The sequence below is a fragment of the Gallaecimonas aegicerasi genome (assembly GCF_045291545.1).
Classification (GTDB): domain Bacteria; phylum Pseudomonadota; class Gammaproteobacteria; order Enterobacterales; family Gallaecimonadaceae; genus Gallaecimonas.
Map to the genome: position 1 here is coordinate 377472 of NZ_CP149514.1, position 13764 is coordinate 391235.

Annotated in this window: 12 protein-coding genes; 4 read left to right on the forward strand and 8 right to left on the reverse strand. The window is 56.4% G+C overall.

Translation table 11 applies throughout. The annotated features are described in order from the left end of the window. Positions 1-130: 130 nt before the first annotated feature. The 6 genes from WDB70_RS01840 to lptD are packed head-to-tail and all read right to left on the reverse strand — an operon-like array spanning position 131 to position 6674. Positions 131-937 (reverse strand): symmetrical bis(5'-nucleosyl)-tetraphosphatase, encoded by an 807-nt coding sequence (locus WDB70_RS01840; protein WP_406666041.1) that lies wholly within the window; start codon positions 935-937, stop codon positions 131-133. Continuing rightward, the gene (apaG, locus tag WDB70_RS01845; RefSeq protein WP_406666043.1) at positions 938-1306 is read right to left on the reverse strand and encodes a Co2+/Mg2+ efflux protein ApaG; all 369 of its coding nucleotides are present in this window, start codon (positions 1304-1306) and stop codon (positions 938-940) included. It lies immediately after the preceding gene. Beyond that, positions 1307-2104 carry a 16S rRNA (adenine(1518)-N(6)/adenine(1519)-N(6))-dimethyltransferase RsmA gene (rsmA, locus tag WDB70_RS01850; protein WP_406666045.1) on the reverse strand — a complete coding sequence of 266 codons (798 nt, stop codon included), beginning with the start codon at positions 2102-2104 and terminating at the stop codon, positions 1307-1309. Positions 2105-2108: 4 nt separating this feature from the next. Continuing rightward, a complete protein-coding gene (gene pdxA / locus WDB70_RS01855; RefSeq protein WP_406666047.1) occupies positions 2109-3086 on the reverse strand; it encodes a 4-hydroxythreonine-4-phosphate dehydrogenase PdxA in 978 nt (325 codons plus the stop codon). Continuing rightward, positions 3083-4375 (reverse strand): peptidylprolyl isomerase SurA, encoded by a 1293-nt coding sequence (gene surA / locus WDB70_RS01860; protein ID WP_406666049.1) that lies wholly within the window; start codon positions 4373-4375, stop codon positions 3083-3085. The genes pdxA and surA overlap by 4 nt, the downstream gene beginning before the upstream one ends. Positions 4376-4385: 10 nt before the next feature. Further along, complete coding sequence (lptD, locus tag WDB70_RS01865; protein WP_406666051.1) at positions 4386-6674, reverse strand: LPS assembly protein LptD; 2289 nt, start codon at positions 6672-6674, stop codon at positions 4386-4388. Between the two features lie 54 nt (positions 6675-6728). On the opposite strand from lptD, the gene WDB70_RS01870 reads away from it, so the two are divergent. Genes WDB70_RS01870 through djlA form a run of 3 tightly spaced genes read left to right on the forward strand, consistent with a single transcriptional unit; the run spans position 6729 to position 9135 of the window. Beyond that, the gene (locus WDB70_RS01870) at positions 6729-7688 is read left to right on the forward strand and encodes an aminoglycoside phosphotransferase family protein (protein ID WP_406666053.1); all 960 of its coding nucleotides are present in this window, start codon (positions 6729-6731) and stop codon (positions 7686-7688) included. Further along, positions 7685-8332 carry an N-acetylmuramate alpha-1-phosphate uridylyltransferase MurU gene (gene murU / locus WDB70_RS01875; protein ID WP_406666055.1) on the forward strand — a complete coding sequence of 216 codons (648 nt, stop codon included), beginning with the start codon at positions 7685-7687 and terminating at the stop codon, positions 8330-8332. Before WDB70_RS01870 ends, murU begins: the two co-directional genes overlap by 4 nt. After that, the gene (gene djlA / locus WDB70_RS01880; protein WP_406666057.1) at positions 8329-9135 is read left to right on the forward strand and encodes a co-chaperone DjlA; all 807 of its coding nucleotides are present in this window, start codon (positions 8329-8331) and stop codon (positions 9133-9135) included. Before murU ends, djlA begins: the two co-directional genes overlap by 4 nt. Here djlA and rapA read toward each other — a convergent pair. Beyond that, a complete protein-coding gene (gene rapA / locus WDB70_RS01885; protein ID WP_406666059.1) occupies positions 9132-11984 on the reverse strand; it encodes an RNA polymerase-associated protein RapA in 2853 nt (950 codons plus the stop codon). The two genes, djlA and rapA, sit on opposite strands and share 4 nt — an antisense overlap. A gap of 161 nt (positions 11985-12145) precedes the next feature. Between rapA and WDB70_RS01890 the strand changes: the two genes are divergently transcribed. Next, positions 12146-13528, forward strand: coding sequence for a PhoH family protein (locus WDB70_RS01890; RefSeq protein ID WP_406666061.1), 1383 nt, complete (start codon positions 12146-12148; stop codon positions 13526-13528). Here the strand turns inward: WDB70_RS01890 and WDB70_RS01895 are convergent. Further along, positions 13525-13743, reverse strand: a complete 219-nt coding sequence (locus tag WDB70_RS01895; RefSeq protein ID WP_406666063.1) for a DUF1289 domain-containing protein — start codon at positions 13741-13743, stop codon at positions 13525-13527. The genes WDB70_RS01890 and WDB70_RS01895 overlap by 4 nt on opposite strands. Positions 13744-13764 lie beyond the last annotated feature (21 nt).

Sequence of the window (13764 nt, forward strand, 5' to 3'; positions counted from 1 at the left end):
GCTTGACACAATCACCCCATGCAAAAGGCTTGCCTGACGGCGAAGAACGCCATGTTAACCCTGTTTTTGGCCGGAAAACAAAAGCTGTTGTGCCTGTTCTTACAAAGTATCGGCAAGTGATTGATATTCTTTAGGCAAGTCTGAACTGATGATGCAGCTGATCGGACTCCGGGCACCAGAGTGTCAAGCGATTGCCCCAGACGCAGCCAGTGTCCAGTGCTTTGATGTCAGGGCGCACGAGTTGGCCTTCCAGTGCTGCCCAATGGCCAAAGGCCAGCCGGTAGGGCAAAGGCGAATGAAAACCATACCAAGGGAGCAGGCCGGCGTCTTGCCCGGCTTGCGGGTTGCCTTTACAGCTAAAATCCAGGCGACCGTCTGGATGACAAAAGCGCATGCGGGTCAGGGCATTAATGGCAAACCGCAACCGTGAGTAACCGGCAAGATCCGGCCGCCACAGAGCCGGTTCGTTGCCGTACATGTTGGCCAGTAGTTGTTGCCAGCCAGGGCCTGTCAGTACCGCACTGACCTCGGCACTGGCGGCAAGGGCATCGTCGCGCTGCCAGTGGGGCGGCAGCCCGGCATGGGTAACCAAAACCGACACGTCTTCAAGCCACAATGCCAGAGGCTGCTGGCGTAAAAAGGTGATCAGCTGCTCTTGTTCCGGCGCTTCTAAAACCGCATCGAGGTGGTCACTGGCGCGGGCTTTTCTCTGGCCCGAGAGAATACTCAGTAAATGCAGATCATGATTGCCCAGCACGGTGCGGGCGGCATCGCCCAATTCCATGAACAGCCGCAGCACGGCCAGTGAGTCAGGGCCGCGGGCAACCAGATCACCGACGGCAATCAGACAGTCCTGCTGAGGATCAAAGTGCACCTTGTCCAGCAAGGCGCGTAATTCGTTATAACAGCCCTGAATGTCACCAACGATATAGTGCATTCAGTTCACCACCTTGGGCATGGCCAGTCGGAACACGTCAATAGGGGCTTTGAAGCGGGCACCGTTGCTGCAAACCATTTCGTAGTGGCCTTCCATGGTACCCACAGGGCTTTCCAACACGGCACCGGAGGTATAACTGTACTGACTGCCGGGTTCAATAGTGGGCTGCTGGCCCACCACACCGGCGCCGGATACCTCGGTTGTTTTGCCATTGCCATCGGTGATCAGCCAGTAACGGTTCAGCAGTTGTACCGCCTGAGTGTCATGGTTGCGAATGGTGATGGTGTAGGCAAACACATATTTGTCTTCATCCGGCAACGAACGATCATCCAGATAGCGGCTTTCCACATGGATTTGCAGGCGTAACATTCAAGCCTCCGCAGCATCAGTCAAAGCGTCAGCCAGTGTAGCAAACTGCGCGCCACTGAGGTTTTCCGGTCGTGCTGACGGGTCAATGCCCATGGCACTGAGTTGTTCAGCACTGAAGTAAGGTTTAAAGGTATTACGTACCGTCTTGCGGCGCTGGTTAAAGGCCTGCAGCAAAACCTGCGTCAGTTTCTTTTCATCCTTTACGGTAAAAGGTTTTTGCTGATGAGGCACCAGCCTTACCACCGCTGAATCGACTTTGGGCGCCGGTATGAAAGCGTGCGGTGGCACCTGTAATACCGGGATCACCTGACAGTAGTACTGGGTCATCACCGACAAGCGCCCATATTGTTTGCTGCCAGGGCCAGCGGCCATCCGTTCAACCACTTCCTTTTGCAGCATGAAATGCATCTGGCTGATGCAGTCCACCCACTTGAACAGATGGAACAACAACGGTGTCGAGATGTTGTAAGGCAGGTTACCGAATATTTTAAAAGCCTTACCGGGCTGGTAAAGCTGGCCAAAGTCAAACTTCATGGCATCAGCTTCATTGACACTGATACCGTCACGCTGGCGCAGCCGTGCTGCCAGGTCGCGATCCAGTTCAACGACCTGCAACTGGCCGGCGGCTTCCAGCACCGGTTCAGTAATGGCGCCAAGCCCTGGGCCAATCTCTACCAGAACATCCTCTGGGCGCGGGTCAATGGCCCGGACAATATTGGCTATTACGTCGGCGTCGTTAAGGAAGTTCTGGCCAAAGCGCTTACGTGCGCGGTGACCCATGTGCAGATTGTCATTCATAAGCTTATCGGCTGGCTAAGGTAATGGCCTGGGTTAGCGCCAGGTGCAGGCTGCCGGGATCGGCCTGGCCGGTGCCAGCCAGCTCCAGGGCAGTGCCATGGTCGACGGAGGTCCTGATAAAGGGTAGTCCCAGCGTCACGTTAACGGAATTACCAAAGCCTTTGTATTTGAGTACAGGCAGGCCCTGATCGTGATACATCGCCAGCACGGCATCGGCATCTTCTAGATACTTGGGCTGAAACAGCGTGTCAGCCGGTAAAGGGCCGGTTAGCTGAATACCCTCGGCGCGCAACAGCGCCAGAGTGGGGGCGATAATATCGATTTCTTCGCGGCCCAGGTGGCCGTCTTCACCGGCGTGCGGGTTAAGGCCGCAGACGTAGATTTTCGGATCGCTGATAGCAAATTTGCTGACCAAGTCCTGGTGCAGTACCCGCACCACCTTGATTAAACGCTCAGGAGTGATGGCCTTGGCCACATAAGCCAGTGGGATATGCGTGGTTACCAGCGCCACGCGCAGACCTTCAGTGGCCAGCAGCATGACGACGTCAGAAGCATTGGCTTGCTGAGCGAAAAACTCAGTGTGGCCGGAAAAAGCAATTCCTGCGCGGTTGATAATACCCTTGTTGACCGGCCCTGTGACCACGGCAGCAAAGCGGCCATCCATATTGCCTTCGCCGGCAAAGGCGAGGGTATCGAGCACATAGTGGGCGTTGGCTTCATTGAGCTGACCATCGACAACGGCTTCAGCCAACTCAAAGGGGGCCAGGGTCAGGGTGCCTTTTTGCTGTGGCTGGGCCGGTGCCCAGGGCTCGAACGGGCGCAAAGACAGCGGCAGGCCCAGGCGTTTTGCCCGGGCCTTGAGTAACTCACCATTGGCACAGACGACCACTTCTACCGGCCAGTCCTGCTGGGCGATCTGCACCGCCAGATCAGGGCCAATACCGGCTGGTTCGCCTGGTGTCAGGGCAATACGCTGGATCATTGATCCTTATCCAGAATGTCAATGTAAGCCTGGTTGCGCATTTCCCGGATCCAGTTCACTGCTTCTTCATTGAATTTGCGGTTAAACAAAATACGGTAAGCCCGTTCTTTTTGAGCGTCAGCAGTGCCATCGGTGGTACGGCGGCCCAGTAGCTGCACAATGTGCCAGCCGAAGCTCGAGCGGAACGGTTCAGAGATCTCGCCTTGTTTTAGCTTTGACAGGGCGCGTTTGAAGGCCGGTGCATAAATGCTTGGATCTGCCCATCCCAAATCGCCGCCATTTGCGGCTGAACCGGGGTCCTGGGAGTACTTTTCTGCCAGTGCGGAAAATTTCTTCTTGCCGGCCAGGATCTCCTGGCGCCACTGCTTGAGTTCTTGCTCCGCCTTTTCATCGTTGAGGATCAACGAGGGTTTGATCAGGATATGACGAGCATGGACTTCCTGAACGTTGACCACTTTTTTGCCACGAATATTATCCACTTTGACGATGTGAAAACCGGCTGCCGAGCGGATTGGGCCGATGATCTCCCCTTTTTTGGCGTTGTTCAGGGCATCAGCAAACAGAGTGGGGACTTCATTGGCGTTAATCCAGCCCAAATCGCCACCTTCCAGGGCGTGGACGCCGGAAGAAGAAATGACCGCCAACTGTGCAAAGTCACCGCCGTTTTTGGCGCGCTGGAGCACTTCGTCGGCGCGTTTTTTGGCTTCAGCCAGTGTTTTGGCGTCGGCGTCCTTGGGCACTTCAATCAAAATATGGCGCAGATGCAGCTCAATATTCTCATTACCTTGCTTATTAAGCTGCTTGACCAGGGCATCAACTTCTTGCGGGCTGATATTAACCCGGCGCTGCACCACGATACGACGCACCTCACCAATGGTCATTTCGGTTCGTACGTGCTCACGATAGCTTTCAAAGTTGCCACCGTTAGCTTCGATTTTCTTTTTCAGCTGCTCGACCGTCATCTTTTGGTCGGACGCTATATTGCGAATAGCCTGATCAACCTGAGCGTCTGAGATTTGCAGGCCAATACGGTCTGCCATCTGCATTTCCAGCTGCTGGGTGATCAGCCGATCAATTACCTGGGTGTGAAGGATGCGATCAGACGGTAGCTGTTGCTTGGAATGCAGTGCATTGGCTTTGATCTGCTGCATCATGTCTTTGACATCAGATTCGAGGATCACGCCCTTATCGACGATCACCGCGACTTTATCAAGCGGTTCAGGTGCTGCGTGGGCCTGGCCAAGCAGCAGGGCGCCGGTAAGAAGGGCACTCAGCAATTTTGTATTCATTGTCATGGATTCAGTAACTCAAATAATAGGGCTCACGATAGCTGAAAAGCCCGTTGCTTAATAGTTTGTCGCCGCTGGTGCCGGTACCACCCAGACCACCAAAAATGATCTGCAGGCTAAAGCCATTGTCGTAGGTGGATTGTCCCGAGAATTCCGGGCCATCCGACAAGATCGGATTGAGCCGGCGCCGGACGGTCATACGAACGGCAAAGCAGCAAGCCTCGTATTCCACGCCGGCAAAGGTCTCAGCGGTGCGGTGCAGGTTCAGGTCCTCATAATGCGAGGCGAACAGCTGCCATTTGTGATCCAGTTTCCAGGCCACTCGCAAGCCGGCCTGGTTAATATTCTGGTTGTCCGAAATATCGCGGACATAACGATGATTAAGCTGGATCAGCTTGTTCTCACTGACCCTGTAATTGAGGGTGAAGTTCCCTCGCTTGAGCTGCCTTTCGTCAATATCGTACAACATCGTGGTCGACAGCCCCCAGCGCCGGTTCGGCCGCCAGTCCATTTCCCCGGCCAGAGCCGACGTTGAGCGCTGTACTTTGCCGGTATCGCCAGTCAGGCCAACATCGGCATTTTTCAAATACAGTGTTTCGCCCAGGGAGGCACGCAGGCGTTGGATGCCCTGATCGTCAAAAAAGCGGGTGGTAAAACCGAGCGTCAGCTGGTTGGCATCGGTAATACGGTCGAGGCCCGAATAACGGCGGCTACGAAACAGCGAATGGTAATCCTCACGCAGCAAGCTGGTGTCGTACAGGGCAATATCACTCTGATCTTTTTTCGGGATCAGCAGGTACTGAAATTGTGGCTCCAGGGTTTGCCGGTAATGGCTGCCGTCCCAGGTCATATTACGTTCAAAGTTCAGCTTACCGTACAGGCGCAGCTGCGGCAGGGTGCGGGACACCGACGCTTTGTAGGGGCTGCTGGCCGCGTCATTCGGCAGATGTTGCTGGTAAAACGTCTGATACAGCTTGATTTCCGTGGTCAGGTCACCTGCTGGTGCCCGCAACGGAAAGGCCAGTGTTGGCTCCAGATGCAGCCGTTCGGCCGTCGGCTTACTGGGGTCTTGATTGTAAAAAGAGGCAAATTCGGAATAAAAGCTGAAATCCAAAGCGTGCCAGAGCGAGATCGGTTGGCGGCTGAGGGTGAGCAGTGGCAGCGCCTGGTAAGGGTCTGGATAGGCGCCAAGAACGTCAAAATCCTTCACCTGGGCAGAAAAGTCCCAGGTGTCAGACAGGTAATTTAACTCGCCACTGCGGGTGATTTGGGTGTCGGTGGCGGAGCCAAACCGCGAACCCATATCAACGAAGTAGGCATCATCACTGACACTGGTGTAGTGCGCCTGGTAACGCCATTGGTCACCAAAGCGGCCGATATGCTGCCAGTTAAGCAGGTAACGGGTGTTATCACTGCCGGCATAGGCCCGGTCATGGTCGAGGTATTCAACATTAAACTGCCCCTTGTCATCACCGTATAGATAACGGAACTGGCTGTTGAGCTGTAGCCCGCGGCTAGACATGTAACGGGGCGTGAAGGTCAAATCCAGGTTGGGGGCAATGTTCCAGTAAATAGGCTGGGCATATTCCAGGCCCCGCTTGCCACTGGAGCCGAAAGTAGGGTAGAGCAAGCCGCTTTTGCGTTTGCCGGTAACCGGAAAGCTGACATACGGGAAATAAAATACCGGCACGTCGTAGAGTTTAAATTTAGCTCCCCAGGCTTCACCCCAGCCGTCATCGGAGTGCACATTGATTTCGCTGGCATCGAACTGCCAGACCGGCGTTTGCTCCGGGCAGGTGGTAAAGCTGCCGTCCTTTAGTACAAAGCCTTCGCTTTTAGACAGATGCAGCGAGCGGGCACTGCCCCGGGCGTGGCTTCCCAGCAGTTGGTATTGCACTTGTTGCAATTGGGCGCTGTCATCGCGGGTACTGGCGGCCAGACCCTGGCTGTCGACGCGTAGTTTACCGTCATCGTAATTGACCGCACCTTTGGCGTTGATCTGGCCTTTTTGTCTATCCACGGTAGCGCTGTCGGCGCTCAGTTGCCGGTTGCCTTGCTGAATGCGGACATCACCATCCAGTGACAGACGGCCAGCCGCGGCCATTTCGGCCGTTTTGGCGGTGGCCTTGATCGGGAGTTCAGCAACACTGCGCGCGTTGGTGGCGGGTTTCACCGTTGCCTGTGGTACCGGCGGGCAACTGCTGTTGTCGTCCCTGCTACCGGCAGCCATAGCCGGACTGGCCAAGCCGAGTGTTATTACCAGCGACCAGTATTGTGCGCGTGTCGCGCTGTATCCCATGTTGCTCTCGCTCTGTTGGCGTTGGCGGCCCTTTTATTCAGGAGCCGAATGATAATGCAATTTTCCCCTGCGGGCTATTGGGCTATAGTGGCCGCCATGACCGAATCAGCTCCCGAAACGGCGGCGCTGGCCTGGGCATCAGCCCAGCTTGGCCAGCCATTGCCGGCCCCCCAAGCCCTGACCGGCGATGCCGGTAGCCGGCGTTACTGGCGTTTGCATGGGCAAGGATTGCTGGTGGCTTATCAGCCCGGCGAACGCCAGACAGCCGAGCATTTTCAGATGTTGGCGAAGGTGTTGCGCGACTCTGGTGTCAGAGTGCCGGCCATCCGGCACTACCAGTTTCCCTGGATGCTGGTAGAAGACCTGGGTGCCACCTTACTCAGTGACCAGAGCGCTACAGCCAGGCTGCCGTGGTATCGCCAGGCGGTAACCATGATTGCTGCCATTCAACAGCTCAGCGCACCTCTGCCGGCTCTGACGCCCGTTTTTGTCAGCCGTAAGAAAAGCCTGTTTAGCCAGTGGTACTATCAGCGTCACTTGGGCCACGATGCCCCACCTGACTGGCTGGATAGCCTCTTTGCTGAACTGACAACGCACTTTTTTGAACAGCCGCAGGTGCCTGCCCACCGGGATTTTCATGCCCGTAACCTGCTTTGCCATCAGCAGCAACTGGCGGTAATTGATTTTCAGGATATGCAGCAACTGCCGCTGACCTACGATTTGGCGTCACTATTGCGCGACAGCTATGTCAGCCTGACCGAAGCGGAAGAAGAAGAACTGCTGCAACAGGCATTTTTGCAACAACAAGCAACGACGGACCGGCAGCAGTTTGTACGTTGGCTGGATTACACCGGACTGCTGCGGCAGCTGAAGATCCTCGGTATTTTTTGCCGTCTGCACTACCGTGACGGCAAACCCGGTTATATGGCCAGCCTGGCGCCGACCCTGGCGCATATTCAACGCATCGCCCGCCGTTATCCCTCTTTGGCACCGTTACTGAGCTTGCAACCATGAAAGCGATGATCCTGGCAGCCGGCCGTGGTGAACGGATGCGGCCTTTGACTGACCACTGCCCGAAACCTCTGCTGGAGGCCGGTGGCAAACCCTTGCTTGGGCATCACCTGCAGCGGCTGGCAGATGCTGGCATCAAGGAGGTGGTGATCAATACCGCCTGGCTGGGCGAGCAGCTTGAACAGGCATTGGCCGATGGCAGCCGCTATGGGCTGCAAATCAGCTACTCTCGCGAAGGTACGGCATTGGAAACCGCTGGCGGTATTCGCCAGGCCTTGCCGTTGTTGGGTGAGGGCGAGTTTCTTCTACTCAATGGTGATGTCTACTGTGAACTACCGTTGTCCCGGTTACTGGCACAATCGGCTCCGGCTCTGGTGCTGGTAGATAACCCCCCACAGCACCCAGGCGGCGATTTTGCCTTGATAGCCGGTAAGGTGCACAACGCGCCCCGGCAGTATACCTATGCCGGCCTGGCCAAATTGCACAGCTCGCTGTTCACGGGCTTGGCGCCAGGGCATAGCGCGCTGGGGCCGCTGCTGCGGCAATGGGCCGAGCAGAAGCTGCTCAGTGGCCTGTATTATCGTGGTTACTGGCAGGATGTCGGCACGCCTGAGCGGCTGGCGCAATTACGGAAACATCTACAATGAATGGCCGCTGGGGAAGAGTGCTGGGGTTATTGCTGGGGTTGGCTTTTGCCCGGCTACCCGGTGCTATTTTGGGCTTTGTGGTGGGCTGGTGGTTTGACCGTGCCCTGGCAAAAGATTTTCAGGGCGCCGGCTTTGGCCGTTATTGGCAAAGCCTTAGTAACGCCGATATGGACGACCTGTTCTTCCATACCACCTTTGCGGTGATGGGCCATCTGGCCAAGGCCAAGGGCCGTGTCGATGAAAATGATATTGCTCTGGCCAGTGCCTTGATGGACAAACTGTCGCTGACTGGCAGCCGCCGCCAGGCGGCACAGGAGGCGTTTCGGGAAGGGAAGTCGCCGGCCTACCCGCTGGATGTTGCTGTCAGCCAACTCAAAGAACAGCTGGGCCATGAGCCGGAGTTGTTGCAGTTATTTTTAGAAATCCAGATTGCCTTGGCACTGGCGGATAACAAGCTGCAAAAAGGTGAGCGGCTGGTGCTATTACGGGTGGTACGGGCGCTGGGCATGCCGGATAAAGCCCTGGCCGCGATGATCCGTATGGCAAAAGCCGGCCAGGGCTTTAGTGGCTCCCCGGAACAAAGCCGGCCGGCGCGCCTGAACGAAGCGTATGCCACCCTGGGGTTACCGGCAGATGCCGATATGAACGCGGTTAAGCGGGCGTACCGTAAGGCCATGGCCGAACACCACCCGGATAAGCTGGTGGCCAAAGGCCTGCCCGCTGATATGCAGCAACTGGCCAAGGAGCGGGCCCAGGCTATCCAGGCCGCTTACCAGTTGATCAAATCACAGCACCGCGATTAGTCATTTACCACCAGTACCAGGCGCACCATATCCAGGCGCAGGCTGGCGTTGTCCAGATGCGCCAGCAAGTCTTGCTGGCGTTGGGCCAGAGCCTGCACTTCATCTTCACGAATACTGGGGTTGACCGCCTGCAATGCCCGCAGTCGCGCCAGCTCCCCACCGACTTCCTGCTGAATGCGCTCTTGGGCCTGTTGTAACAAGGCTTCCCGTTGCGGAGCCACGATGGCCTCTGCCTGGGTGATCTGCGCATGGATGAGCGCCTGTGAGGCCACCGCCAGCTTCGCGCCGGTATGACGCTTAACCGGTGTCAGCTGCCGGTTGAGGTTGTCAAAAGGCACCTTGGCGGCCAGATCGTTACCGTTTTTATCCAGCAGTAATCGGATCGGTGTCAGCGGCAGGTAGCGGTCCAGTTGTAACTGTTTGGGCGCTTGGGTTTGCGTAACATAAACCAGCTCGACAAAAGTCGTGCCGGCCGGCAGGGCCTTGTTCTTCAACAGCGCGACCGATGCATTACCCATATCGCCAGTCAGGACTGCTTCCATGGTAGCCAGCACCAGCGGGTGATCCCAACTGAGCAACTGTACGTTATCGCGCGCCAGAGCATAGTTGCGGTCAAACGTTGTTTGCAGGCCGTCTTCGTCAAGACCGGGTAAGTGCGTCAGCATACGCTCACCGGGACGCAGTAACTGGGTGTAATCATCCAGGTCGTCCTGCTCCACGCCAAACACATCCAGTACCTGGGTCAAAAAGACCGGCAGGGCCGGGTCAGCGTCGACGTTGGCAATGCTGTCAGCCAGTGCCTCACCGCGGCCACGGCCCTGTGAGGCCAGCTCCAGCAGGCGATCGCGGCCGGTTTCCAGCTCTGCCAGCAGTTGCTGACGGCGGCTGGCTGCCTCTGCTACCAGTGCGGCCATGGCGTCGTTATTGTCTGCCAGCAGTGCGCTAACAAGCTGCTGTTGCTGCTGAGCAAAGAGTGTTGCTCCCACCGGGCAGGTGGCTTCAAAGGCATTAAGGCCATGGTGGTACCAGTCCAGCAGGCGGGCTTGTGCTGTCTCGGCGATATGCGGTACGAAAATTTCCACCGGCTGGCGCTGGCCAATACGATCGAGGCGGCCGATACGCTGCTCCAGCAGATCCGGGTTTAGTGGCAGGTCGAACAGTACCAGTTGGTGGGCAAACTGGAAATTACGGCCCTCAGAGCCGATTTCTGAACACAACAGGATCTGGGCACCGTCTTCCTCGGCAAAAAATACTGCCGCCCGGTCACGCTCAATGATGGAAAGCTGTTCATGGAATACGGCTGTTTGCAGTGCTTCTTTTTCGCGTAGGTGATCAGCCAGTGCCTGCACCTGCTGGCGGCTGTGGGCAATTAACACCACTTTTTGATTGTTATTGTGCTTGAGGTGCTTGATAAGCCATTGCACCCGCGGGTCATGGCGGCACCAGCTGGTATCACCGTCATCTTCGAAGGCCTGATAGATCAGCTCTGGATTCAGGGCTTCTCGAAGACGTTGTTCCGGCGTCTTGTTGCCGGCCATCATTTTGCCCACCCGCAGCGCCGTGGCATAGCTGTCAGGGCAGGGTAGTGGCTGGCTGTGCAGTACCCGGCCAGGGAAGCCCGGTACAGCGGCCCGGGTGTTGCGTAGCAACACCCGGCTGGTGCCATGGCGGTCAATCAGGGCTTGTACCCGTTGCTCTGGTGTTCCCTGGGTCAGGTCGTCGCCCCAGGTAGCCAGATGTTGCTGGTCGGCGGCATTTAGCTCGCTACCGTCCAGTAGTTTGTTGGCAACGCCTGCCAGTGCCTGGTATTGGCTTTCTTCCTGGCAGAATTCAGCGTAATTGTGAAAGCGTTCCGGATCTAAGAGGCGCAGCCGCGCAAAGTGACTTTGGTGGCCAAGCTGGTCCGGGGTTGCGGTCAGCAGCAGCACCGACGGGATCTCCCGGGCCAGGGCTTCTACCACCTGATATTCGCGGCTGGGGCTGTCTTCGGCCCAGACCAGATGGTGAGCCTCATCAACAACCAGCATATCCCAGTCAGCGTCCAGTAACTGTTCGAAACGGGCCCGGCGTTTACTGACCAGCTCCAAACTGACCATCACCAACTGTGCGGTATCGAAGGGGTTGGCGCTGTCATGTTCGGCCTCTTCCAGGCGGCTGTCGTCAAACAGCGTAAAAGCCAGGTTGAAGCGGCGCAGCATTTCCACCAGCCATTGGTGCATCAGGTTTTCCGGCAGTACCAATAACACCCGGCTGGCATGGCCGGCACGCAGCTGCTGGTGAATGATGAGGCCGGCCTCGACCGTTTTGCCAAGCCCTACTTCGTCAGCCAGCAAGACCCGCGGTGCCTGGCGATTACCTACTTCATTGGCGATGTAAAGCTGATGCGGGATCAAGTCCATACGAGCACCGAGCAGGCCCCGCAACGGGCTTTGTGACAGCTGATGCGCCTGTTCCAGGGTCTGGTAGCGCAGGCTAAACCAGTCCAGGCGGTCGAGCTGGCCGGCAAACAGCCGATCTTGCGGTTTATTCAGGTTGATCACGCCATCGAGCAACGTCTCGCGCAGGCTGACGGCCTCGTCGGTATCTGTCCGGTTGCCGTGGTAGGTCAGTAACTGCTCCTGCTCGGTGACACTGGCAACGGTCAGCGTCCAGCCTTCATGGCTTTTGATATTGTCACCGACCCGGAAGGTAACCCGGGTTATCGGCGCATCACTACGGCTGTACAGGCGGGTTTCGCCACTGGCCGGAAACAGTACCGTCAGGGTACGGTTATCCAGGGCAACCAGGGTCCCTAACCCCAGCTCTGACTCAGCATCAGCGATATAACGTTGGCCAAGGGCAAATGACATCAATACAGCTCCGGTGGCGTGAAAGGCGGCGTATGTTACCCAAGTGGCCGCGGCGAGGCAAAAGCCGAGAGATTGATCCTGGTCTCCCTTTTGTCATCCAACTATGGTTAAAGTGTTAGTGAAACCAACGGGTTTCCCCGCCGTCAGTAAGAGAGAACGTTATGGCCCCAGACGAAAAGAAAATTTATATCCTGGACACCAACATCCTGCTGCACGAACCCCTTGCCATTCATTCCTTCGATGAGCATGACGTACTGGTTCCGATGACTGTGTTGGAAGAGCTGGATAACATCAAGGATCGGCGTAGTGATATATCCCGTGATGCCCGGGTCGCCATCCGCACCCTGGACGAAGTTTTTAAAAACGCCACGCCGGAGGAGATCAGCGCCGGCATTCAATTGCCCAGCCACGATGTCGAAGGCAACCGTGGTCATATTTCCATTTTTGCTGACCATGAAATCAAGGGGCAGTTGGCACACGTACCGGGGTCAGAGGCGGATAACCGTATCATTAATGCCGCCTTGCACCTGCAACAGCAGCGAGCGCCCACGAAGGTGGTACTGGTTACCAAAGACATCAACATGCGTCTCAAGGCCAAAGGCGCCGGGCTGCGTCATGTCGAAGACTACCGTACTGACCAGCTTATCGATGACATCCGCTACCTGGCTAAGGGTTATCAGGAAATTGACGGCAACCTGTGGGAAAAGATCACTGACGTTGATACGCAGGTCGATGGCCGGGATACCATCCATACCATCGCCGCCGGTGTATTAGAGAATCTTTACACCAACGAGTACCTGCTGGACGACTCCGACGATTTTGCCGTGCGGGTGCTGGAGCATAATGAACAGCAGGTCAAACTGTTGGATCTGGGCCGTGAGCGGTTACTGGCACAACATGCCTGGGGAGTGAGCCCGAAGAATATTTATCAGGGCTTGGCACTGCATGCCCTGATGGATCCGAGTCTTGATTTGGTGATGCTGACTGGCCCGGCAGGTTCCGGTAAAACCCTGCTGGCCATGGCGGCGGCACTGGAGCTGGTTATTGAGCGCGGTCTCTATGACAAGGTGATTGTCACCCGCAACACGCCGGAAATTGCCGAAAGCATTGGTTTTTTACCCGGCACCGAGGAAGAAAAAATGTTGCCCTGGTTGGCCGCCATTACCGATACGCTGGAAGTGCTGCATGGCTCAGATGCGCACCCCACCGGCAGTCTGGAATACATCATGGACAAGGCCAACATCCAGTTTAAGTCGGTCAACTTTATGCGCGGCCGCTCCATTCAAAATGCCATCGTCATCATTGATGAAAGCCAGAACCTGACTGCCAGTCAGCTGAAAACTATCCTGACCCGGTGTGGTGAAGGCACCAAGATGATTTGCTCGGGTAACCTGGCGCAGATCGACTCAGCCTATCTCAGCCCGGTGACCTCTGGTTTGACTTACATCGTCGAGAAATTCAAAGAGTTTCCTGGTAGTGCCAGTGTCTACCTTGATGGTGTGGTGCGTTCGCGGTTGGCTTCGTTTGCAGAAGAAAACCTCTAGAGATCATCTTCTTGTTGCAGGCGGGCCTTGATGGCCCGTCTTTTTTTGCGCTGTTGGCACAGCTCGATAACTTTGCGCTTTTCGGCATCGGTGAGGCTATTCCAATTGAAACGCTCGTCACGGGAGCGCAGGCAGCCGAGGCAATAGCCGCGGTTGTCGGCCTGACAGACGCCGATACAAGGGGATGGGATGGCAAAGAATTCGAGCTGTTCCATGGTGCCAGCTTAGACGAAAAA

Excerpts from the sequence above, each read along its gene's own strand:
- WDB70_RS01840 (WP_406666041.1), bottom strand. The coding sequence starts at position 937 with ATGCACTATATCGTTGGTGACATTCAGGGCTGTTATAACGAATTACGC.
- apaG (WP_406666043.1), bottom strand. The coding sequence starts at position 1,306 with ATGTTACGCCTGCAAATCCATGTGGAAAGCCGCTATCTGGATGATCGT.
- rsmA (WP_406666045.1), bottom strand. The coding sequence starts at position 2,104 with ATGAATGACAATCTGCACATGGGTCACCGCGCACGTAAGCGCTTTGGC.
- pdxA (WP_406666047.1), bottom strand. The coding sequence starts at position 3,086 with ATGATCCAGCGTATTGCCCTGACACCAGGCGAACCAGCCGGTATTGGC.
- surA (WP_406666049.1), bottom strand. The coding sequence starts at position 4,375 with ATGAATACAAAATTGCTGAGTGCCCTTCTTACCGGCGCCCTGCTGCTT.
- lptD (WP_406666051.1), bottom strand. The coding sequence starts at position 6,674 with ATGGGATACAGCGCGACACGCGCACAATACTGGTCGCTGGTAATAACA.
- WDB70_RS01870 (WP_406666053.1), top strand. The coding sequence starts at position 6,729 with ATGCAATTTTCCCCTGCGGGCTATTGGGCTATAGTGGCCGCCATGACC.
- murU (WP_406666055.1), top strand. The coding sequence starts at position 7,685 with ATGAAAGCGATGATCCTGGCAGCCGGCCGTGGTGAACGGATGCGGCCT.
- djlA (WP_406666057.1), top strand. The coding sequence starts at position 8,329 with ATGAATGGCCGCTGGGGAAGAGTGCTGGGGTTATTGCTGGGGTTGGCT.
- rapA (WP_406666059.1), bottom strand. The coding sequence starts at position 11,984 with ATGTCATTTGCCCTTGGCCAACGTTATATCGCTGATGCTGAGTCAGAG.
- WDB70_RS01890 (WP_406666061.1), top strand. The coding sequence starts at position 12,146 with ATGGCCCCAGACGAAAAGAAAATTTATATCCTGGACACCAACATCCTG.
- WDB70_RS01895 (WP_406666063.1), bottom strand. The coding sequence starts at position 13,743 with ATGGAACAGCTCGAATTCTTTGCCATCCCATCCCCTTGTATCGGCGTC.